23 protein-coding genes are annotated in these 20829 nt (G+C 75.0%); 3 read left to right on the forward strand and 20 right to left on the reverse strand.

Going from position 1 to position 20829, the window contains the following annotated elements:
- Positions 1–95: 95 nt before the first annotated feature.
- The 12 genes from KC207_RS08365 to KC207_RS08420 all read right to left on the reverse strand — a co-directional run bounded on the left by KC207_RS08365 (position 96) and on the right by KC207_RS08420 (position 12079).
- Complete coding sequence (locus KC207_RS08365; RefSeq protein ID WP_249138646.1) at positions 96–1379, reverse strand: hypothetical protein; 1284 nt, start codon at positions 1377–1379, stop codon at positions 96–98.
- Between the two features lie 111 nt (positions 1380–1490).
- Positions 1491–2414, reverse strand: coding sequence for a porphobilinogen synthase (hemB, locus tag KC207_RS08370; protein WP_249138653.1), 924 nt, complete (start codon positions 2412–2414; stop codon positions 1491–1493).
- A 68-nt stretch (positions 2415–2482) separates the two neighbouring features.
- Complete coding sequence (locus KC207_RS08375; protein WP_211602567.1) at positions 2483–4102, reverse strand: bifunctional uroporphyrinogen-III C-methyltransferase/uroporphyrinogen-III synthase; 1620 nt, start codon at positions 4100–4102, stop codon at positions 2483–2485.
- On the reverse strand, positions 4099–5049 hold the full coding sequence (gene hemC, locus KC207_RS08380) for a hydroxymethylbilane synthase (protein WP_211602568.1): 951 nt from the start codon (positions 5047–5049) through the stop codon (positions 4099–4101). Before hemC ends, KC207_RS08375 begins: the two co-directional genes overlap by 4 nt.
- Positions 5046–6356, reverse strand: coding sequence for a glutamyl-tRNA reductase (locus KC207_RS08385; protein ID WP_211602569.1), 1311 nt, complete (start codon positions 6354–6356; stop codon positions 5046–5048). Before KC207_RS08385 ends, hemC begins: the two co-directional genes overlap by 4 nt.
- On the reverse strand, positions 6353–7018 hold the full coding sequence (locus KC207_RS08390; protein WP_211602570.1) for a redox-sensing transcriptional repressor Rex: 666 nt from the start codon (positions 7016–7018) through the stop codon (positions 6353–6355). Before KC207_RS08390 ends, KC207_RS08385 begins: the two co-directional genes overlap by 4 nt.
- Before the next feature lie 132 nt (positions 7019–7150).
- A complete protein-coding gene (locus KC207_RS08395; protein ID WP_367616039.1) occupies positions 7151–7480 on the reverse strand; it encodes a glutaredoxin family protein in 330 nt (109 codons plus the stop codon).
- A 1-nt stretch (position 7481) separates the two neighbouring features.
- Positions 7482–9017 carry a lysophospholipid acyltransferase family protein gene (locus KC207_RS17030; RefSeq protein WP_282958962.1) on the reverse strand — a complete coding sequence of 512 codons (1536 nt, stop codon included), beginning with the start codon at positions 9015–9017 and terminating at the stop codon, positions 7482–7484.
- Complete coding sequence (locus tag KC207_RS08405) at positions 9017–10066, reverse strand: NAD-dependent epimerase/dehydratase family protein (protein ID WP_211602571.1); 1050 nt, start codon at positions 10064–10066, stop codon at positions 9017–9019. Before KC207_RS08405 ends, KC207_RS17030 begins: the two co-directional genes overlap by 1 nt.
- A 154-nt stretch (positions 10067–10220) precedes the next feature.
- Entirely contained in the window at positions 10221–10319 is a 99-nt protein-coding gene (locus KC207_RS08410; RefSeq protein WP_003792170.1) for a 30S ribosomal protein bS22, read from the reverse strand.
- Between the two features lie 151 nt (positions 10320–10470).
- Positions 10471–10671, reverse strand: a complete 201-nt coding sequence (locus KC207_RS08415; protein ID WP_211602654.1) for a helix-turn-helix domain-containing protein — start codon at positions 10669–10671, stop codon at positions 10471–10473.
- A gap of 217 nt (positions 10672–10888) precedes the next feature.
- On the reverse strand, positions 10889–12079 hold the full coding sequence (locus KC207_RS08420; RefSeq protein WP_211602572.1) for an acetoin utilization protein AcuC: 1191 nt from the start codon (positions 12077–12079) through the stop codon (positions 10889–10891).
- A 71-nt stretch (positions 12080–12150) separates the two neighbouring features.
- On the opposite strand from KC207_RS08420, the gene KC207_RS08425 reads away from it, so the two are divergent.
- Positions 12151–12819, forward strand: a complete 669-nt coding sequence (locus KC207_RS08425; protein ID WP_211602573.1) for a potassium channel family protein — start codon at positions 12151–12153, stop codon at positions 12817–12819.
- A gap of 43 nt (positions 12820–12862) precedes the next feature.
- Here KC207_RS08425 and KC207_RS08430 read toward each other — a convergent pair whose 3' ends face one another.
- The 8 genes from KC207_RS08430 to KC207_RS08465 all read right to left on the reverse strand — a co-directional run bounded on the left by KC207_RS08430 (position 12863) and on the right by KC207_RS08465 (position 19140).
- A complete protein-coding gene (locus tag KC207_RS08430) occupies positions 12863–13387 on the reverse strand; it encodes a GNAT family N-acetyltransferase (RefSeq protein WP_211602574.1) in 525 nt (174 codons plus the stop codon).
- Between the two features lie 108 nt (positions 13388–13495).
- Positions 13496–14023, reverse strand: coding sequence for a GNAT family N-acetyltransferase (locus KC207_RS08435; protein WP_211602575.1), 528 nt, complete (start codon positions 14021–14023; stop codon positions 13496–13498).
- Positions 14016–14816, reverse strand: a complete 801-nt coding sequence (gene proC, locus KC207_RS08440) for a pyrroline-5-carboxylate reductase (protein ID WP_211602576.1) — start codon at positions 14814–14816, stop codon at positions 14016–14018. Before proC ends, KC207_RS08435 begins: the two co-directional genes overlap by 8 nt.
- A gap of 43 nt (positions 14817–14859) precedes the next feature.
- The gene (locus tag KC207_RS08445) at positions 14860–15810 is read right to left on the reverse strand and encodes a proline dehydrogenase family protein (RefSeq protein WP_211602577.1); all 951 of its coding nucleotides are present in this window, start codon (positions 15808–15810) and stop codon (positions 14860–14862) included.
- Between the two features lie 45 nt (positions 15811–15855).
- On the reverse strand, positions 15856–16596 hold the full coding sequence (locus KC207_RS08450) for an ABC transporter permease (RefSeq protein ID WP_211602578.1): 741 nt from the start codon (positions 16594–16596) through the stop codon (positions 15856–15858).
- Complete coding sequence (locus KC207_RS08455; RefSeq protein WP_211602579.1) at positions 16593–17333, reverse strand: ABC transporter ATP-binding protein; 741 nt, start codon at positions 17331–17333, stop codon at positions 16593–16595. Before KC207_RS08455 ends, KC207_RS08450 begins: the two co-directional genes overlap by 4 nt.
- A 53-nt stretch (positions 17334–17386) precedes the next feature.
- A complete protein-coding gene (locus KC207_RS08460) occupies positions 17387–18142 on the reverse strand; it encodes a sugar phosphate isomerase/epimerase family protein (RefSeq protein WP_211602580.1) in 756 nt (251 codons plus the stop codon).
- 71 nt (positions 18143–18213) lie between these two features.
- Positions 18214–19140, reverse strand: a complete 927-nt coding sequence (locus KC207_RS08465) for a Ppx/GppA family phosphatase (protein WP_211602581.1) — start codon at positions 19138–19140, stop codon at positions 18214–18216.
- 67 nt (positions 19141–19207) lie between these two features.
- Here KC207_RS08465 and KC207_RS08470 point away from each other — a divergent pair, with 67 nt between their 5' ends.
- Both KC207_RS08470 and KC207_RS08475 read left to right on the forward strand, forming a co-directional pair.
- Complete coding sequence (locus KC207_RS08470; RefSeq protein WP_249138647.1) at positions 19208–20104, forward strand: DUF3109 family protein; 897 nt, start codon at positions 19208–19210, stop codon at positions 20102–20104.
- A 15-nt stretch (positions 20105–20119) separates the two neighbouring features.
- Positions 20120–20800 carry a class I SAM-dependent methyltransferase gene (locus tag KC207_RS08475; RefSeq protein ID WP_211602582.1) on the forward strand — a complete coding sequence of 227 codons (681 nt, stop codon included), beginning with the start codon at positions 20120–20122 and terminating at the stop codon, positions 20798–20800.
- Positions 20801–20829 lie beyond the last annotated feature (29 nt).

The raw sequence follows: 20829 nt of genomic DNA on the forward strand, positions 1-20829 counted from the left end.
CCCCCCCGGCCCCCCCCCCCCCCCCCCCCCCCCCCCCCCCCGCCCCGCCCCCCCCCCCCCGCCCGGGGGGGGGGCCCCCGTCGTCGTCCCGGGGCTCAGTGGCCGCCGGCCTCACCGGTGACGACGGCCATCTCGACCGGGGCGTGGTCGAGGGCGTGGCGCGCGACCACCTCCCCCGAGGTCAGGTCCGCGACGACGAGCTCGCGCCGCTCGGCGTCCGTGACGTACGCGAGGTCACCGGCGACCTGGAGCACCGGCCCGGGCTCCTGCCAGTCCTCCTTCTCCTGCCACGGCGCGACGACGGGGATGCGCCGGTCGACGACGCCGGCCTCGACGTCGACGACCGCGAGCGAGCCGTCGTACGTCAGGACGACCCCCTCACCCATCGGGCCGCGGGCGAGCGAGCGGAACCAGTAGGCGGACCCGAGGTCGACGAGCCGCAGCGAGTCCTCACGGGTGTCGACCAGGGCGACGCGGGTCGGACGCTCGGGGTCGCCGTCCGGGTCGGTCTTGTAGTCGGTGAGCACGACCGAGGACACCGGGCTGCCCGCCGCGTTGCCCGTCCGCGCGTAGTCGTCCGGCGCCTCCACCTTGTGGAAGTCGCCGCCGCGGAAGACGACCGGTCCGTCCTCGCAGCCGAAGAGGACGACGTCGCCGTCGAGGTCCGGCGCCGCGGACGCCTCGCCGTGGACCCCGGGGCAGTCGGTCGTGCGGGCGAGGACCTCGTCGTCGCGCACGAACCGCACCTCGGAGCGCTCCTCCTCCGTGCCGTGCGTCATGACGACCCCGCCCTCGACGGGCACCGCGACGCCGTGGTGCGGGGAGGGGTCCGGCAGTCGCGTGACGTCGGCGTCGGGGTCCGCGACAGCGGCCGTGTCGAGCAGCTGCACGCTGCCCTCGCCGTCGGACCACAGCGCGGTCCGGCCGCCGTGGGGGACGACGTGCCCGGCGTGCGGTGCCTCGTACGTGACGTCGGTGAGGCCGGGGGTGAACTCGTAGGCGTGCGCGTGGTCGCCGTGCGCCTGCTCCTCGATGCCGGCGTCGAAGACGCGGAACGTGCCGCCGTCGGCGACGACGACGTGCCGGCCGTCCCCGGCGGCGCCGAGTCGGAGGAACCCCTCGCGGGCCTCCTCGTGGAGCACCTCCCCGGTCTCGGCGTCGAGCAGGGTGAGGCCGGCGTCGTGGGCGAGCAGGACGCGCGGGGTGACCGCGTCGACCTCGCGCTCGTCGCCGCCCACCGGCCCCGCGGCGTCGGGTCCGGGGGTCGCGGAGGGGTCGGTCGAGGACGTCGCCGTCGGGGACGTGCCGCAGGCGGCGAGGGCGAGGCCGGCCGCGAGGGCGACGGGCACGGACAGGGAGCGGTGTCGGATGCGATGCATGCGCCGGACTCTAGATCATAAAGAGAATCATTCTCAACACTATGGCGTCGGCAGCCGCGACACGGCGGCTTCGGGAGGCCCCGGAGGTGCCCGGGGGTTCCGGGCCGCCGCTCAGAGGCGGGCGGCGGCCTCGAGGGCGAAGTAGCTGAGGACGATCGAGGCGCCGGCCCGGCGGATGCCGAGGAGGGACTCCATCATGACCCGGTCCCCGTCGACCCAGCCGCGCTCCGCGGCGGCCACGATCTGGGAGTACTCCCCCGAGATCTGGTACGCCGCGACGGGCACCGGCGCGGTGGCCGCGGCCGCCGCGACGACGTCGAGGTGGGGCCCGGCCGGCTTGACCATGACGAGGTCCGCGCCCTCGGCGACGTCGGCCTCGATCTCCCGCAGGGCCTCGAGCCCGTTCGCCGGGTCCTGCTGGTAGGTCGCGCGGTCGCCGACGAGCGAGGACTGCACCGCCTCCCGGAACGGCCCGTAGAGGCCGGAGGTGTACTTCGCGGCGTAGGCGAGGATCGCGGTGTCGGTGTGCCCGGCGGCGTCGAGCGCGGCCCGGACGTGCCCGACCTGGCCGTCCATCATCCCGGAGAGCCCGAGCACCGGCGTGCCGGTCGCGGCCTGCGCGAGTGCCATCGCGGCGTAGCGGTCCAGGGTCGCGTCGTTGTCGACCGAGCCGTCGGCGGCGAGGACGCCGCAGTGCCCGTGGTCGGTGAACTCGTCGAGGCACAGGTCGGACATGACGACGAGGTCGTCACCGACGGCCTCGACGACCCGCGACAGGGCGACGTTGAGGATGCCGCCCGGGTCGTCCGCCCCGCTCCCCCGGCCGTCCTTGGCCTCGGGCACCCCGAAGAGCATCATCCCGCCGAGGCCGGCGTCGACGCAGCGCCGGGCCTCCTCGACGAGGGAGTCGAGGGTGTGCTGGACGACCCCCGGCATCGCCGCGACCGGCACCTGGTCGTCCGCGCCCTCGCGGACGAAGACGGGCAGGACGAGCTCCGCCGGGTGCAGCCGGGTCTCGGCGACGAGCCGCCGCATCGCCGGGGTGCGCCGCAGCCGCCGCGGCCGTCCCGTGGGGAACGGCGCGGCGGGCAGCCGCGGCTCGGTCACGTGGCGCGCTTCCGGCCGCTCGGGCGACGCTGGCTCGGGCGCAGGACCTCCTCGCCGGCCTCGCTCGCGGCGAGGGCCAGCGAGCGGCCGTGGTCGGCGAGGGCGTCGACGAGCGCCTCGGCCCGCGGTTCGGGCGCGAGGACGTCGACCCGCAGGCCGTGCTCCTCGGCGGTCTTCGCCGTCGCCGGGCCGATGCACGCGATGACGGTGCTCGGGTTCGGCTTGCCGGCGATCCCGACGAGGTTGCGCACCGTCGAGGACGAGGTGAACACGACCGCGTCGAAGGCACCCGCCTTGATCGCGTCGCGCACCGGCGCGGGCGGCGGGGCGGCCCGGACGGTCCGGTAGGCGGTGACGTCGTCGACCTCCCAGCCGGTGTCCTGCAGGCCGGCGACGAGGGTGTCGGTCGCGATGTCGGCCCGCGGGAGGAACACCCGGTCGATCGGGTCCAGGTCGGCGTCGTAGGGCGGCCACGCCTCGAGCAGCCCCTTGGCCGACTGCTCGTCGGTCGGGACGAGGTCGGGGTTGATGCCCCACTCGCGCAGCGCCTCCGCGGTGACACCGCCGACGGCTGCGACCTTGAGCCCGGCGAACGAGCGGGCGTCGAGGCCGAACTCGTCGAACTTCTCGCGGATGGCCCGCACGGCGTTGACCGAGGTGAAGCCGATCCACTCGTAGCGGCCGGTGACCATGCCCTTGACGGCCCGCTCGAGCTGCTGCGGGGTGCGCGGCGGCTCGACGGAGATCGTCGGGACGATCTCGGCCCGGGCGCCGTGGTGCTCCAGACGCGTCGTCATCGTCCCGGACTGCTCCTTGGTCCGCGGCACGAGGACCGACCAGCCGAAGAGCGGCTTGGTCTCGAACCAGGACAGGGCGTCGCGCATGACGACGGTGTCGCCGACGACGGCGAGGACGGGGTGCTGCCCGGCGGCCATCGCCTCGGGGGCCTCGGCGAGCGTCGTGACGACGGTCCGCTGGCTCGTCGTCGTGCCCCGCTCGGTGACGGCGACCGGGGTCGCGGCGTCGCGGCCGGCGGCGGCGAGGGCGCGGAGGGTGTCGGCGGCCTTGTCGGGTGCACCGAGGACGACGACCGTCGTCGCGGGGTCGAGACCGCCGGCGACGTCCGGCGAGGCACCGCCGGCGACGACGACGTGGACCGAGCTCGAGGTCTTCGCGGTGAGCGGGACCCCGGCGTAGGACGGCACGGCGGTCACCGAGCTGACGCCCGGGACGACCTCGAAGGCCACCCCCGCCTTGACGAGCGCCTGGGCCTCCTCGGCGAAGCCGTTGAAGACCGCGGGGTCGCCGTCCATGAGCCGGACGACGAGCCCGCCCGGGTGGGCCTTGGCCGTCCGCACGACGAGCTTGGCCCGGGAGGCCTGGGTCAGCCGCTCCCCCTGGTCGCCGTGGCCGGCGTCGACGATGTCGACGGCGGCCGGGGCGTGCCGGAGGGCGAGGTCGTCGCGGGCGACCTGGTCGACGACGACGGCGTCCGCGGCGGCGAGCAGGCGGCTCGCCCGCAGCGTGAGCAGGTCGGGGTCGCCCGGACCGCCGCCGACGAAGGCGACGCGCGCGGGGACGCGGGGAGGACGGGTGGTCGAGCGCGTGGGGCTCACTGGGCACGCTCCGTGACTGCTGGATCGGTGGACGTGGTCATCAGGTCGGCGGCGCCGTCCTCGAGGAGGAGACGGGCGAGCCGGAGGCCGAGGTCGTGGGCCCCGGCCGGGGTGCCGGTCAGCGACCGGCGCAGGTCGGACGAGCCGTCGGGCGCGGCGACGACCGCCCGCAGCGACAGCTCGTCGCCCTCGACACCGAGGACGACCTCGGCGAGCGCGCCGACGGGAGCCGAGCACCCGGCCTCGAGCTCGGCGAGCAGCGCCCGCTCCGCGGTGACGCAGGCGCGGGCGTCGGGGTCGTCGAGGGCGGCGACAGCGGCGGCCGTCGCGTCGTCGTCGGTCCGCACCTCGACGGCGAGGGCTCCCTGCCCGGGGGCGGGGAGCATCTGGATCGGGTCCAGCATCTCGGTGACCTCGGCGTCCCGGCCGAGCCGGCGCAGCCCGGCGGCGGCGAGGACGACGGCGTCGAGCCGACCCTCGTGGACGGCGGCGAGACGGGTGTCGACGTTGCCGCGCAGGTCGGCGACCTCGAGCCCGAGGCCGAGCAGCTCGAGCTGGGCACGGCGACGCGGGGACCCGGTGCCGACGGTGGCGCCGGCCGGCAGCTCCCCGAGGGTGAGACCGTCGCGCGCTACGAGGGCGTCCCGGACGTCCTCTCGGGCGGGGACCGCGGCGAGCGCGACGCGGGGGTCGGGGGCCGTCGGGAGGTCCTTGAGCGAGTGCACCGCGAGGTCCACCCGACCCTCGGCGAGCGCCTCGCGGAGGGCGGAGACGAAGACGCCGGTTCCGCCGAGCTGGGCGAGCGGGGTCGTGCGGTCGCGGTCGCCCTCGGTGCGGACCTCGACGAGCTCGACGTCGTGGCCGTGGGCGCGCAGGCGGTCGGCGACCCACGTCGACTGGGTCGTCGCGAGGGCGGAGCGGCGGGTGCCGAGGCGCAGGGCGGTCACGGCTCCTCCCCTGGGATCGTCGGCGGCGCCGAGACGAGGGAGACGTCGCGCGGGTCGAGGTCGAACAGCTCGGACAGGGCGCGGGCGTAGCTGCCGCCCTGGCCGTCCTGCGCGAGCTCCTTGACCCGGACCGTGGGGGTGTGGAGCAGCTTGTCGACGACGCGCTCGACCGCGCGGCGGACCTCGGCCCGCTCGCGCTCGCCCATGTCCGGGGTGCGTCGCTCGAGGCGGGCCATCTCGGCGTCGACGAGCTCACCGGCGCGGGTGCGCAGTGCGGTGACGGTGGGGGCGACGGCCTGGGTCTGTCGCTCGACGAGGTACCCGGCGACCTCGGCGGTGACGAGCTCGCGGGCCACGACGACCTGGGGGGCGGACCCGCCCTCGGCGAGGTCCTCACCGAGCTCGACGAGTCCGACGCGGACGACCCCGGGCAGGAGGTCGACGTCGAGGTCGACGTCGTGCGGCAGGGCGAGGTCGACGTACACCTGGGGGGCCCCGTCGCGCTGCGCGAGCGCGGTGCGGGCGTCGGCGGCCGTGACGATGCGGCCGCGGGCGCCGGTCGAGGAGACGACGACGTCGGCCGCGGCCAGCGCGGGCCCGAGGTCGGCCAACGGGCGCCACGTCCCGCCCACCCGGCCGGCGAGCGAGCGGGCGCGGGCCTCGGCGCGGTTGACGACCTCGACGGCGGCGGCGCCCTCGCGGACGGCGGTCGTCGCCGCGAGCGCACCCATGCCGCCGGCGCCGACGACCAGCACCCGCAGGCCCTCGAGTCCGCCGAGCGCGGCCGTCGCCCGGGCGAGGCCCGCGTGGACGAGGCTGCCGCTCACGACGTCGATGTCGGTCTCGGTGTGCACCCGCTTGGCGACCCGCAGCGCGCGCTGGAGCAGGGCGTTGAGCGACGGGCCGACGTGACCGGCGCCCTGGGACCGGGCGAGCCCGCGCCGGACCTGCCCGACGATCTGGGCCTCGCCGACGGCCATCGAGTCCAGGCCGCAGGCGACGGTGAAGGCGTGCGCGATGCCCCGGTCCTCGTAGTGGACGTACAGGTGCGGCTGGAGCCGGGACCGCTCGACCCGGCACGCGTCGGCGAGGGCGTGGGTGATGTCGACGAGCGCGCCGTGGAAGGTCAGCGACTCGGCGTAGACCTCGGTCCGGTTGCACGTCGAGAGGACCATGACCTCGGTGACGTGCTCGGAGGCGAGGATGCGCGCCTCGAGGGCGACCGCGCCGGCGTCGTCGAGGGCGACGGACTCGAGGAGGTCGATGGGGGCCCCGTGGTGGGAGAGGCCGAGGACGACGAGGCTCACGGCGCCACCGCCTCGGCGACGGCTCCGCGGTGGCCGTGGAAGGCGAGGATCTGCAGCTCGGTCGACAGGTCGACCTTGCGGACCGTGACGTCCTCGGGGGCGGCCAGGACGACCGCGGCGAAGTTGAGGACCGAGCGGACGCCGGCGGCGACGAGCCGGTCGCACGCGGCCTGCGCCCCGGCGGGCGGGGTGGCGATGACGCCGATGGCGAGCCCGTCGTCCCGCACGAGGGCCTCGAGGTCGGTCATCGGCCGGATCCGCTGGCCGGCGACCTCCTCGCCGATGACCCGCTCGTCGTGGTCGAGGAGGGCGATGACCCGGAAGCCGCGCTCGGCGAACCCGCGGTAGTCGGCGAGGGCGCGGCCGAGGTTGCCCATCCCGACGATGGCGACCGGCCAGTCCTGGGTGAGGCCGAGGGCCGCGGCGATCTCGGACGCGAGCCGCCCGACGTCGTAGCCGACCCCCCGCACGCCGTAGCTGCCGAGGTAGGACAGGTCCTTGCGGAGCATCGCGGAGCTGACCCCCGCGGCGGCGGCGAGCTCCTCGGAGCTGACGGAGGCCACGTCGTCGCCGGCGAGGGCGGTGAGGGCCCGCAGGTACCCGGGAAGCCGGGCCACCGCGGCGTCGGGCACGCCCCGGCGGGTGGCTTCAGCGGTGGACACGGGTGGTCACCGACTCCTTTCGCGGGCCGCGGGTCGGGCGGGCTGACGGGCGCTCTCGGCACCCGCGGACCCCACAACCCTACGACTTTGTGAAGGAGGGCACAAAGTCGCGCATCACCCCGGTGACGGACCTCACGGACGGGGTGTGCTATCGCCCCCCGGTGCCCCCGGAGGGCGCTCGCGCCGAGGCGCGGAGAGGGCGGAGCGCAGCCGGGTCGGGTCGACCCGCCAGAAGTCGTGCTGGCGTCCGTCGACGAGGGTCACCGGGACCTCCTCCGACCACCGGGCCCGCAGGTCGGGGTCGGCGTCGACGTCGACCTCCTCCCACGTCTCGTCGACGTCCGCGCACACCGCGGCGACGACCGCGCGGGCGTCGTCGCACAGGTGGCAGTGCTCGCGCCCGACGAGCGTGACGCGCGGCGGTGGGTCGGCGGCGGGGCCGTCCTGGCTCAGGGCGGCCACGTCAGAAGAACACCGAGCGGCGGTGCATCAGGAGGGTGTACAGCGTCTGCTGGATCGTCTCGCGGACCTGGTCGGTGAGGTCGAAGACGAGCATCGGGTCCTCGGCCGCCCCCGGCTCGTGCCCGGCGGTCTCGATCGGCTCGCCGAACTCGATGATCCACTTGCTGGGCAACGGGACGAGCCCGAGCGGGCCGAGCCACGGGAACGTCGGGGTGATCGGCGCGTAGGGGACGCCGAGGACGCGGGCGAGGGTGGGCATGGTGCCGAGGATCGGGGCGATCTCCTCGGCGCCGACGACGGAGCACGGGACGATCGGCACTCCGGCGGACAGCGCCGCCGCGACGAAGCCGCCGCGACCGAAGCGCTGGAGCTTGTAGCGCTCGCTGAACCGCTTGCCGGTCCCCTTGAAGCCCTCGGGGAAGACCCCGACGAGCTCGCCGCGCGCGAAGAGCCGCTCGGCGTCGTCGCTCGCGGCGAGGGTGGACCCCGAGCGCCGGGCGATCGTGCTGACGAACGGGGTCTGGAAGACCAGGTCGGCGCCGAGGGCCCGCATCGTGCGCCGCTGCGGGTGCTCGTCGTGGATGGCGAGCTGGACCATGAGCGAGTCGATCGCCACCGTGCCGGAGTGGTTCGAGACGACGAGCGCGCCGCCCTCGGCGGGGATGTTCTCGATGCCGCGGACCTCGACCCGGAACCAGTGCCGGTAGAGCGGCCGCAGCATCGGGTAGAAGACGTGCTCGGTGAAGTGCGGGTCGAACCCGAAGTCGTCGACCTCGTAGTCGCCGTCGAGCCGGCGCCGAAGGTAGGCCAGGACCTGCGCCACCCGACGCTCGACGTCCTCGGGGGCGACACCGGCGGCCTGGGCGCCGAGCCGCAGCGCCGACACGAGCGCCTCGACGAGCTCGGCGGGGTCGGGCAGCGGCGCGCCCGACGACTCGGGCTCCCGGACGACGGTGGGGTCGAGCGGGGCGGGCTCGGCGACCCGCAGGTGCGGGCGCCGGGCGGCTGCGTCGCGCCGGACCTTCTCGCGGGTCGAGGGTCGCGGGGCGGCGTCGCGCGCCCCCGCCTGGCTCGTCGCCCGGGCCGAGGGACGCGAGGTGACCTTCGGGGCGGGACGGTGCTTGCGGGACGCGGGGGCCGGGGCGGTCGGGGTGGTCGACGGCCCGGCAGAGGTGGCGGGCGTCGGAGCCGCCGACGCCGCCTTCGTCGTCGCAGGGCTCTTCGCCGACGCCCGCTTCGTCGTCGATGCCCCCTTCGTCGTCGACGCCCCCTTCGTCGTCGATGCCCCCTTCGTCGTCGACGCCCGCTTCGACGTCGGCGTCGCGCTCCCAGCGGTCGGAGCCGTCGCCTTCTTCGCCGGCGCCTTCTTCGCCGGTGCCGGCTTCGTCCCCGCCGAGGCCGCCCCCATCGTCGTGGCGTCCGTCGTGGCGTCCGTCGTGGCGTCCGGGTCGCCGAGGAGCGGGGTGGACCGCCGGCGCGCGCGCTCGCCCGTCGCCCGCTCCGCCCCCGCCGCGAGGCTGGACCGACGCGCCGCCATCAGCGACCACCCCCCGCGCCGAGGGTGCGCAGCAGCACCTGGCTCGCCGTGCCGGCGGCCCCGCTCACCGCGTCACCGACCGCCTGCACGCCCGGCGCGAACGGCGCCAGGCTCACCGCGAAGGCGGCGAACGCCTCCCGGCTCGTGTGGGCGGGGACGAAGCCGAGGCTCTCGCGCATCCGGGTCGTGTCCAGCCCTCGTCCGAACGCGAGGAAGGTCATCTGCTCGGGCGAGAAGTCGGCGAGCCCGAGCCGCCGGGCCACCCCGCCGGCGAGGCCGGCGCTCTGCAACGGCAGCGGCAGCACCGGCCGGCCGGCGAGCGCCGCCGCCTGGTAGACCGTGACGACCCCGTCGCCGGCCACGTTGACGACCCCGGTGCTCCCGCCGACGGCCGCGACGACGAGGGCCTCGATGGCGTCGTCCTCGTGGACGAACTGCATCCGGGCGTCGTACCCGAGCGGCACCGGCACGACCGGCAGCGAGAAGTAGTCGGTGATCGAGGTGCGGATCCGCGGGCCGACGACGTTCGCGAAGCGCAGCATGAGGATCTCGGTGTCGGGCCGGCGTCGGGCGAAGCCGCGCACGTAGCCCTCGACCTCGATGGAGTCCTTGCCGAAGCCGCCGCGCGGGGTCCGGCGGGCCCCCATGTCCTCGGTGAACATCGCCGGGTCGCCCGGCGTCGAGCCGTACACCGCCGCAGAGGACTTCACGACGAGCCGCTCGACGGTCCGGGACTTCTGGCAGGCCGCGAGGAGCTGCATCGTCCCGATGACGTTGATCTCCTTCTGCGGGGTCCGGCCCCCGACGAAGGTCGGCGTCGCGATGACGTTCATGTGGACGACCGTGTCGACCCCGGCGCCGTCGATGACCCGGCCGATCATCGGGTTGCGGATGTCGGCGCGGACGAACTCGACGTCGCCGATGTCGTGGGGTGGGGGGATGACGTCGACGCCGACGACCCGCTCGACCCCCGGGTCGGCCGCGAGCCGCCGGGCGAGCAGGCCGCCGAGGTACCGGGAGACCCCCGTGACCAGGACGACTCTCGCCACCGTTCGCTCCTTCGGTCCGACCCCGCGCCGCCGCGGCGCCCTGGGACCCGAGCCTACCGAGTCGACGCCACGTGCAGGAGGGCCACCTCCCGCCGAGACAGCGAAGGTCCCCGGCCGTGCCGGGGACCTTCGACGTCTCAGAGGTGACGCGTGGTCACTTCTTGTTGCGACGCTGGTGACGCGTCTTGCGCAGCAGCTTGCGGTGCTTCTTCTTCGCCATCCGCTTGCGCCGCTTCTTGATGACTGAACCCATGGGATGTCCTCAGTGAGTGGTGCGGGTGCGACGGCCCACCCTACCCAGGGGGCGGCGGGCGACCCAAACCGTGACCGGGACGAGCGAGCGGGACCGCGACCGCGGTCCCGCTCGGTGCTCTTGCCGACCTGCCGGTCGGGCGGTCGTCGACTCAGGCGGTGTCGACGTAGGAGCCACGCAGGTAACGGTGGACCTCGTCCTCCGGGACCCGGAACGACCGGCCGACGCGGATCGCCGGCAGCTCACCGGCGTGGACCATGCGGTACACCGTCATCTTCGACACGCGCATGATCGTGGCGACCTCGGCGACGGTGAGGAACCGCACCTCTCCGAGCTGACGCTCCGTGGACATCGTGACCTCGAACTTCCGCATGATCGCAGCGCCGGAGGTCAGTCCCGGCTTGGCTCCCTGCGTCGTGCTGTCGCAACCTTAGGGGCAGTTGTGACGGCTGGGAAGGGGAACGGGCGGATTGCCGTCCGTTTGTCCAGCCGACACGCCGAACGATCGAGCGCTGGACGTCCGCGCGGCGCCCGGATCGGCGACGTCGGGCCCGCTGGGGCGTCGATCGTCAGTCGAACCAGGGGTCGAGCCCGTGGAAGGGGAAGACGGCCTGCCGGGTCGCGAAGACCGACCGGTCGAGCGGGTGGTCCGGGTTGTGGCCCATCTGCCACGGCTGGACCCAGATCGGCAGCCGGTCGGCCGGCAGGTCGCCCATCCGCCACGGCGCCTCGCGCCCGAGGAGGTGCCGCACGTGCTCGCGCCACTCCTCCGGCACCGGGGTCGAGGGCTCGAGCGGGACGTGCGCCGCGATGGCCGTGAGGTGGGTCCACGAGCGCGGGACGACGTCGACGAGCTCGTAGCCGCCCCCGCCGAGGGCGACCCAGCGCCCGTCGCACACGTCGTGGGCGAGGGTGTGCAGCTCGTCCTGGGCGCGGCGCTGGGCGTCGACCGTCACGGCGAGGTGGGCCAGCGGGTCCTCGAGGTGGGTGTCGCAGCCGTGCTGGGTGACGAGCACGTCGGGGGCGAAGGCCCGCACGACCGGGGGGACGACGGCGTCGATCGCCCGCAGCCACGACGCGTCGGTCGTGCCGGGCGGGAGCGCGACGTTGACGGCGCTGCCGCGCGCGTCCGGTCCGCCGACGTCCCCGGGCCACCCCGTGCCCGGGAAGATGTGCCGGCCGCTCTCGTGGAGGGAGACGGTGAGGACGCGGGGGTCGTTCCAGAACGCGCGCTCGACACCGTCCCCGTGGTGGACGTCGACGTCGACGTAGGCGACCCGCTCCGCGCCGTGCTCGAGCAGCCAGCGGATCCCCACCGTGATGTCGTTGTAGATGCAGAACCCGCTCGCGTGGGTCGGCATCGCGTGGTGCAGCCCGCCGCAGTAGTTCACCCCGTGGTCGGTCTCGCCCTCCCACACCTCGCGGCACAGGTCGACCGTCCCCTGGACGATCCGCGCGGCCGCCTCGTGCATCCCCGCGAAGGCGGGGTCGTCCTCGGTGCCCAGCCCTCGGTTCGGGTCGGCCGCGGACGGGTCGAGCGACGCGGCGCGGACGGCCTCGACGTAGCCGGGGTCGTGCCCCGTCGCGAGCAGCTCGTCGGAGGCGACGTCGGGCGCCCGGACGTCGACGCGGTCGAGCACGCCGAGCGAGCGCGCCAGCCGCGTCGTGAGGTCCAGCCGCACGGGCCCCATCGGGTGGTCCGGGCCGAAGTCGTAGGCGGTGAAGACGTCGTCCCAGACGACACTCGTCCGATGGGCCATGGTCGAACGCTACTCGGTGGGTGGCCCGTGGCAGGCTGGGTCCCCGCACCGACCACTCCCCGGGAGGACCCATGGGCAAGAGCTCGCGCACCGACGACGAGGTGCTCGTCATCGGGCTGGGGCGCTTCGGCTCGGCCGCCGCCCTCGAGCTGCGACGGCTCGGTCACAAGGTCACCGCCATCGAGAAGGACGGCTTCCTCGCCGAGAAGTTCCTCGGCCGGATCAGCCACATCGTCCACGGCGACGCGAGCGACGTCGGGGTCATCCGGGACGCGAAGGCGGGCCGCTTCCGGATCGCCGTCGTCGCCATCGGGTCCTCCGTCGAGGCCTCGGTGCTCGCCGCCGCCAACCTCGTCGACGCGGGCGTCCCGGCCATCTGGGCCAAGGCGCTCTCCCCCGAGCACGCCCGCATCCTCGACCGGATCGGGGTCCACCACATCGTGCGGCCCGAGGCCGACACCGGCCGCCGCGTCGCCCACCTCGTCGGCGGCCGGATGCAGGACTACATCGAGTTCGACGACGGGTTCGCCATCGTCAAGATGCGCCCGCCGACGGAGACCATCGGGTTCACCCTCGAGCAGAGCCAGGTCCGCAGCAAGTACGGCGTGACGGTCGTCGGGGTCAAGGCGCCCGGCGAGGACTTCACCTACGCGGTGCCGTCGACGAAGGTCTCGGCGCACGACACCCTCATCGTCAGCGGTCCGACGACCCTCATCGAGCGGCTCGCCGCCAGGCCGTGACCCCGGTGGGCCGCGTCCGTCGGTCCGCTCGTGTCGGGGACCGTCAGAGCGTCGGGATGCCCCCGCGGTCGCCGGCGAGCGAGAGGGTCATCGCGACCTCCTCCTCGCCGTCGTCCTCCGAGCGCACCCGCATCGGGCGGCGGTTGCCGGTGGGCCGGAAGCCGAAGCTGCTCGCGAAGGCGACGGCCCGGCCGTTGTCGGTGCCGACCCAGTAGTAGAGCTGGCTGCGACCCTGCTCGGCCGCGACGAGGGCACCGGCCCGCACGAGCCGGGCGGCCACGCCGCTGCCGCGGGCCTCGGGCCGGACCCAGAGGCCGAAGAGCTGGGCGATGCCCTCGCCCTCCTCGTACGTGCCGACGCTGGCGATCCCGAGCGCCTGGCCGTCGCGCTCGGCGAGCAGCCGGGTCGAGCGCTCCATCCGGGCGCGCCAGAAGTCCTCGCCCTCGGACTCCTCCGCCTCACGGGTGGCGACGAACGCCTCCGGCGACTCCCCGAGGGCGGTGAGCCGCATCGACCGGTACTGCTCCCACTCCTCGACGCCCAGGGGGCGGACCGTGATCTCGCTCATGGCGGCACTCTGCCACGACACCCGCGGGGGTCGGCAAGCAGGGCCGACCCGACACCGGCCGTCCACGCGCCGGTCAGCCGCCGTCCATCCGGGGCGCGGGCGGCGACCTCAGACCGGCTCGAGCGACCGGGACATGCGCACCTCGACGCACGTCGGGTCCCACGGCATGACGTTCTGCTCGCCGGTGAGCGCGAAGCCCTGTCGGAGGTAGAACCGGCAGGCCCGGACGTTCTCCCGCGCCACGTCGAGGGTCAGCCGGCGCGTGCCCTCCGCCCGGGCGTGCTCCACGAGGGCCGCGACGAGCGCCTCGGCCGCCCCGCTCCCCCGATGGCCGCCGGTGACCCACATGCCGACGAGGTGCGCCTCGTCCGCCGGCTGGTCCTCGGCGTGCCACAGCCCGACGGTGCCGACGGGACGGTCGTCGTCCCACGCGAGCCACAGCGTCGGCCCGGTCGCGACCATCGTCCGCCAGTCCTCGTCGGTGCGTCCCGCGCTCTGCGCGTACGTCGTCCAGAAGGCCCGGGGGCTGTCGATGAGCGCGGCCTGCCGCACGGCCCGGTAGTCCGTCCACGTCGCGTCCGTGACCCGCTCGACCCGTAGCGACGGCGCGAGCCCGGGGACGGCGTCGTCAGCCACCCGCGAGCTCGCGGCTGCGGGTCGCGGCGGCCTCCATCGCGCTGATGAAGGCGGCCCGCACCTTGTGGTCGTCCATGACCCGCAGCGCCGCGGCGGTCGTCCCGCCGGGCGAGGTCACCTGCTCGCGCAGGACCGTCGGGTGCTGGCCCGTCTCGCGGATCATCGTCGCGGCCCCGTACAGGGTCTGGACGACGAGGTCGGTGGCCGTCGAGCGGGGCATCCCGAGGACGACGCCGGCCTCGATCATCGCCTCGACGACGTAGAAGATGTACGCCGGACCGCTGCCGGAGATCGCCGTGACGGCGTCGAGGAGGTACTCGCCCACCTCGACGACCTTGCCGGTGGCGGCGAGCAGCTCACGGGCCTCGGTCAGCTGCTCCGCGGTGCACGTCGAGCCGGCGGCCACCGCGGCCATCCCCTCGTCGACGAGGGCCGGGGTGTTCGGCATGACCCGCACGACGGCCCGTCCCGCCGGGAGGCGCCCCTCGACGAAGGCCGTCGTGATCCCGGCGGCCAGGCTCACGACGAGGTCGTCGTCGCCGACGTGCGGCGCGATCTCGTCGAGGAGCGCACCCATGTCCTGCGGCTTGACGACGAGGACGAGGGTGTCGGCGGCGGCCGCCGCGTCGGCGTTGTCGAGGACCCGGACGCCGTAGCGGCCTGCGAGCTCGGCGGCGCGGTCCGGTCGTCGCTCGGTGATGACGAGCTCGCCCGCCGGTCGTCCCGCCCGCAGCAGCCCCGAGAGGAGCGTCTCGCCCATGACACCGGCACCGAAGATCGCGACCGTTCCCATGGGGCCCGACCCTAGCGCCGCAGCGGGTGCGCGGCCGGGGTCGTCACCCGTTGGACGCGAGGGAGCGGAGGAAGAAGCGGATGTTCGCGGGGCGCTCGGCGAGCCGACGGACGAGGTAGCCGTACCAGTCGTCGCCGAACGGGACGTAGACGCGCATCTGGTGACCGCGGTCGGCGATCCGCTTCTGCTCGAGGTCGCGGACGCCGAGGAGCATCTGGAACTCGTAGGAGTCCGGGCTGCGGCCGTGGTGCCCGGCGAGCGCGCGGGCGATCTCGACCAGGCGCGGGTCGTGGGTCGCGACCATCGGGTAGCCCTCGCCCGCCATGAGCACCTTGAGACAGCGGACGTAGGACAGGTCGACGTCCTCGCCGTCCTGGAAGGCGACCGACTCCGGCTCCTTGTAGGCGCCCTTGCACAGCCGGACCCGGCTGCCCTCGTGGGCGAGGTCGCGGCAGTCGGACTCGGTACGGTGCAGGTAGGTCTGGAGGACGGCGCCGACCCACGGGAAGTCCTGACGCAGCGCCCGGAGCGTCTCCAGGGTCCGGTCGGTCGTCGTGTGGTCCTCCATGTCGAGGGTCACGGTCGTCCCGACCCGCTCGGCGGCCTCGCAGACGGCGCGGGCGTTCTCGAGCGCGACGGCGTCGCCGTCGCCGGGGATCGACTGGCCCACCGCGCTGAGCTTGACGCTCACCTCGGCGGCGCCGAACCGGGCGAGGTCGTCCTCCGCGAGCGCGTCGAGGAGGGTGACGTAGGTGTCGCGCGTGCGCTCCGCCTGGGCGCGGTCGGTGACGTCCTCGCCGAGATGGTCGATCGTCACGAGCCGGTTCGTCGTGCGCAGCCGGGCGGTCGTCGCCACCGCCTCGTCGACCTCCTCCCCCGCGACGTACCGGTTCACGACGGCCCGGCTGACCGGTGCGGCGACGACGGCCGACCGCACGGTGTCGGACTCGGAGATCTGCAGGAGGGCTCCACGGAGCAGGTCTGAGGCGTCCACGTCCGTCAGGCTATCCGCAACGTCCCACCCGGCACGAGGGCCGCGTCACGGGGTTCGACGGCGCAGGGTGAGGCTGCCGAGGACGAGCGCGACGACGATCCAGACGGCGATGACGCCGAGGCTCGGCAGGACGTCGCCGAGCGGGTCGGCCCTCGCCCCCACGTCCTGCATCGCGTCGACGGCGTAGGAGAGGGGCAGGACGTCGGAGACGGCCTCCAGCGGCCCCGGCAGGGCGTCGCGGGGCAGGATGAGACCGCAGAGGAGGAACTGCGGCAGGACGAAGGCGGGCATGAACTGCACGGCCTGGAACTCGGTCCGCGCGAAGCCGCTCGCGAGCAGCCCCAGGGCGGTGCCGAGCACCGCGTCGACGAGGGCGATGACGACGAGCAGCCACAGCGGCCCGGCGATGTCGAGGCCCGCGACGAGGACGGCGAAGGCGGTGGCGACGACGGCCTGGAGGACGGCGACGACCCCGAAGGCCAGGGCGTACCCGAGCATGAGGTCGCCCTTGCCCATCGGGCTCGTGAGGAGCCGCTCGAGGGTGCCGGACGTGCGCTCGCGCAGCGTCGCGATGCTCGTCACGAGGAACATGACGACGAACGGGAAGACCCCGAGGAGTGCCGGGCCGATCCGGTCGAAGACCCCGCCGGGGGCGTCGGCGTAGACCCAGGCGAGGAGGCCGAGCAGGACGCACGGGACGACGACGATGAGCGCGACGGTGCGGTGGTCGGCCCGCAGCTGGCGCAGCACCCGGCCCGCGGTCGCCAGGGTGATCCGTGGGTTCACGACGGCTCCCGGGAGTCGGCCTCGTCGACGAGGGCGAGGAAGGCGTGCTCGGCGTCCTCCGCGCCGGTGCGGTCCAGCAGGTCCGGGAGGGTGGAGTCGCTGAGGACGCGTCCCGCGCGGAGCAGGACGAGCCGGTCGCAGCGGACGGCCTCGTCCATGACGTGGCTCGAGACGAGGACGGTGCGGCCGCGGGCGGCCAGGCCCCGGAAGACGTCCCAGAGGTCGCGGCGCAGGACGGGGTCGAGCCCGACGGTGGGCTCGTCGAGGACGAGGACCTCGGGGTCGCCGACGAGGACGCAGGCGAGGCTCGCCCGGGAGCGCTGGCCGCCGGAGAGCCGGTCGACGCGGGTGCCGGCGTGGTCGGCGAGCGCGACCGCCTCGATCGCCGCGTCGGCCTCCGCGCCCGTACGCCCGAGGACCCGCCCGAAGTACCGGACGTTGTCACGGACCGTGAGGTCCCCGTAGACGCTCGGCGCCTGCGTGAGGTAGCCGACCCGGTGACGCAGGACCGGCGAGCCGGCGGGCTCCCCGAGGACCGTGACCGAGCCGCCGTCGGTCACCTGGACGCCGACGACCGCGCGCATGAGGGTGGACTTGCCGCCACCGCTGGGCCCGAGGAGGCCGACGACCTGGCCCGCGGGGACCCGCAGGTCGAGGTCGGGCAGCACCTCGCGGCCGCCCCGGAGGACCCGGAGGTGGTCGACGACGACGGCGTCGGACGTGGCGGGACTGCTCACCCCGCCACTGTCCCACCACGCGGGCCCGGTGTCAGGGCCCGCGCGGAGGCCGGTCAGGCCCTCGGCGCGGCGAGGTGGAGCCGCGCGAAGGCGAGCGACTCGGCGAGGTCGAGCTCGCGCCGGGTCTCGTCCCGCTTGCGGGTCGTCACCTCGACGACGACCGAGCCGGCGTACCCGTCGGCGGCGAGCCGCTCGAGGACCGGGCCGCAGGGCTGGCTGCCCCGTCCGGGCACGAGGTGCTCGTCCCGGGCCGAGCCGGAGCCGTCGGCGAGGTGCAGGTGGGCCAGCCGCGGCCCGAGCCGCTGCACCATGTCGAGGGCGTCCGAGCCACCCGTCGCGGCGTGCGACAGGTCGAGCGTGACGTGGTCGAAGGGCTGCTGCACCGGGTCCCAGTGCGGCAGGTAGGCCTCGACCTCCCTGCCACGGGGCCCGCGCCAGGGGTACATGTTCTCGACAGCGAGACGGATGCCGCTGTCGTGCTCGCGGACGGCGACCCCGTCGGCGAAGCCCCGGGCGTACTCCCGCTGCCATCGGAAGGGCGGGTGGAGGACGACGGTGTCGGCGCCGACGTCGTGGGCGAGGTCGATCGAGCGGTCGACCTTGCCCCACGGGTCGCGGCCCCAGACCCGCTGGGTGACGAGGAGGGTCGGGGCGTGGATGGAGAGGACCGCGACCCCGTCGTGCTCGGCGAGCCGGCGCAGCGCCCCGGCCTCCTGGGTCATCGGGTCGGTCCAGACCATGACCTCGACGCCGTCGTAGCCGAGCCGGGCCGCCGTCGAGAAGGCCGCCGCGACGCCTTCGGGGTACACCGACGCGGTCGACAGACCGACCCGGGGGGCCGGGGCGTCCGGGCGGGGGCGTCGGCGGGGACCTCCGGTGCTCACTGCATCCGGTCGAGGTGCCGCAGGAGGATGCCCTCCCGGAGCGCCCACGGGCAGATCTCGAGGCGGTCGAGGCCGAGCAGGTCCATCGTCGCCTCGGCGACGACGGCCCCGGCGAGCATCTGCCGGGCGCGGGCCCGCGACACCCCCGGGAGGTCGGCCCGCTCGGCGGCGGTCATCGCGGCGAGCTCCGGCAGCTTCTCCGCGAGCGTCTCGCGCGGGAGGAGGCGCTCGGCGTACATCCCCTCCGAGCTCGGCGCGGCACCGCAGATCCGGGCGAGCGAGCGCATCGTCTTCGACGTGCCGACGGCGCGGTCCGGGGTGCCGGCCTTGGCGAGGGGGCGCAGCTCCTTGGCGATCGTGGCGCGGACGTGCCGGCGCATCTCGCGGACGTCGTCGAGCGCCGGCGGGTCGCCGGGCAGGTGGTCGCGGGTGACGCGGCCGGCGCCGAGGGGCATCGAGACGGCGACGTCCGGCTCCTCGTCCATGCCCATCGCGAGCTCGAGGGACCCGCCGCCGATGTCGGCGACGAGGAGGGTGCCGGCGGACCAGCCGAACCAGCGCCGGACGGCGAGGAAGGTGAGACGGGCCTCCTCCTCGCCGGTGAGGACGTCGAGGGAGACACCGGTGCGCTGCGCGACGTGGGCGAGGACGTCGGTCCCGTTCGGCGCCTCGCGCACCGCGCTCGTGACGAAACCGCGCAGGTTCTCCACGCCCTGGTCCTCGGCGACCTCGAGGCACTCGGCGACGAACTGGGCGAGCCGGTCGCGGCCCTCGTCGGCGATGCGACCGTCGTCGGTGACGTGCTCGGACAGCCGCAGCTCGATCTTGTGCTTGCTCGCCGGCAGCGGCTGGGCGCCCGGGTGGGCGTCGACGACGAGGAGGTGGACCGTGTTCGATCCGACGTCGATGACCCCGAGGCGCATGGGCCCACCGTAGCCGTGCGGCGTGTGCCCCCGGGGTCCCGACGGGTCCGGTGCATAGGGTGGGGCCGTGCCCGAAGCGCCCCTCGACATCCCGCGGACCTGGGCCGAGTTCGCCGACCCGGCCGAGCCGGGCCAGCGGTTCCGGGTCGACCTGACCTTCCTCACCTCGAGCTGGACGTGCATCTTCGGCGCCGGCTGCCGGGGGATCTACGCCGACCGACCGGACGACGGGTGCTGCACCCTCGGAGCGCATTTCACCGACGACGACGACGTCGAGCGGGTCCGCGCGGTCGTCGCCGAGCTCGGCGAGGACGAGTGGGAGCACCACCCCGGTCACGGCAAGCGCGGCGACAAGGACCCGTCGCGTCTCTCCGCGTGGACCGAGAAGGAGGACGGCGCCCGCAAGACGAAGGTCGTCGACGGGGCGTGCATCTTCCTCAACCGGCCCGGCTTCCCGGCGGGGGCCGGGTGCGCGCTGCACCAGCACGCCGTGCTCACGGGGACCTCGCCGCACGCGGTGAAGCCGGACGTCTGCTGGCAGCTGCCGCTGCGCCGTACCTACCGGACCGTAGAGCTGCCGGACGACACGTCCTACCTCGAGGTGACGATCGCCGAGTACGACCGGCGGGGGTGGGGTCCCGGTGGCCACGACCTCGACTGGTACTGCTCGTCGAACCCCGAGGCGCACGTCGGCCGTGAGCCCGTCTACCGCGGGAGCCGCGCCGAGCTCGTCGAGCTCATGGGGCAGGCCGGCTACGACGAGCTCGTCCTGCGCTGCGAGGCGCACCTGAGCACGGTGCGGCAGGCGCGGGCCGCGGGCTCCCGCAAGGTGCTGCCGCTGCTCGTGCACCCAGCGACGGCCGAGGCCGGGACCGTCGGGGGGCGGCGGGAGAAGGTGAAGCGCCGCCGCGGGTCGAGCGCCCTTCCGGACGGCGCGAACGAGCCCGCCCACCCGGTGGACTGAACCGCGGCCACCGACGTGATCCGCAGCCCCAACATCTGGGACAGCCCCGAGGTGTACGAGCTGGAGAACCTCGCGTCCGACCGGGCCGGGGTCATCGACGGCCGGATCGCGGCGCTGCGCGTGCTGCGCGGCGCCGACCTCGTGGACGTCGGCTGCGGGTCGGGCTTCCACCTGCCCCGGTTCGCCGACCGCGGGGCACGCGTCGTCGGGGTCGAGCCGCACCTGCCGCTCGTGCGGCGGGCCAGGAACCGGCTCCGCGCGCGGGGGTCGCGCGCCCGGGTCGTCGCGGCGGGAGCGGAGGCGCTCCCGTTCGCCGACGCGTCGGTCGACGTCGTCCACGCCCGCTGGGCCTACTTCTTCGGCCCCGGGTGCGAGCCCGGGCTCGACGAGGTGTCCCGTGTCCTGCGGCCGGGCGGGGTCGTGTGCCTCGTCGACAACGACGCGACGCGCTCGACCTTCGGCGCGTGGTTCAGCCGCGCCTACCCGGCCTACGACCCCGTGGCCGTGCAGCGGTTCTGGGACCGGCGGGGGTTCACGACCGAGCCGCTGACGATCCGGTGGACCTTCGACCGGCGCGAGGACCTCGAGGCGGTCGTGCGGATCGAGCTGCCGCCCGCTGCTGCCGACGCCGCCCTCGCCGGGCACGAAGGGCTCGAGGTCGACTACGCCGTCGCCTTCCGCTGGCGCCGCGCCTGACCGGGCGAGACCACGCAAGCGTCGGCACG

The sequence above is a fragment of the Phycicoccus avicenniae genome, assembly GCF_018139485.1.
GTDB lineage: Bacteria > Actinomycetota > Actinomycetes > Actinomycetales > Dermatophilaceae > Phycicoccus > Phycicoccus avicenniae.

Bases quoted from the DNA above. Each gene is read 5' to 3' on its own strand.
- KC207_RS08425 (WP_211602573.1), top strand. From the start codon at position 12,151: ATGGGCAAGAGCTCGCGCACCGACGACGAGGTGCTCGTCATCGGGCTG.
- KC207_RS08420 (WP_211602572.1), bottom strand. From the start codon at position 12,079: ATGGCCCATCGGACGAGTGTCGTCTGGGACGACGTCTTCACCGCCTAC.
- KC207_RS08365 (WP_249138646.1), bottom strand. From the start codon at position 1,379: ATGCATCGCATCCGACACCGCTCCCTGTCCGTGCCCGTCGCCCTCGCG.
- KC207_RS08415 (WP_211602654.1), bottom strand. From the start codon at position 10,671: ATGTCCACGGAGCGTCAGCTCGGAGAGGTGCGGTTCCTCACCGTCGCC.
- KC207_RS08465 (WP_211602581.1), bottom strand. From the start codon at position 19,140: ATGCGCCTCGGGGTCATCGACGTCGGATCGAACACGGTCCACCTCCTC.
- KC207_RS08410 (WP_003792170.1), bottom strand. From the start codon at position 10,319: ATGGGTTCAGTCATCAAGAAGCGGCGCAAGCGGATGGCGAAGAAGAAG.
- KC207_RS17030 (WP_282958962.1), bottom strand. From the start codon at position 9,017: ATGGCGGCGCGTCGGTCCAGCCTCGCGGCGGGGGCGGAGCGGGCGACG.
- proC (WP_211602576.1), bottom strand. From the start codon at position 14,816: ATGGGAACGGTCGCGATCTTCGGTGCCGGTGTCATGGGCGAGACGCTC.
- hemB (WP_249138653.1), bottom strand. From the start codon at position 2,414: ATGCGGCGGCTCGTCGCCGAGACCCGGCTGCACCCGGCGGAGCTCGTC.
- KC207_RS08430 (WP_211602574.1), bottom strand. From the start codon at position 13,387: ATGAGCGAGATCACGGTCCGCCCCCTGGGCGTCGAGGAGTGGGAGCAG.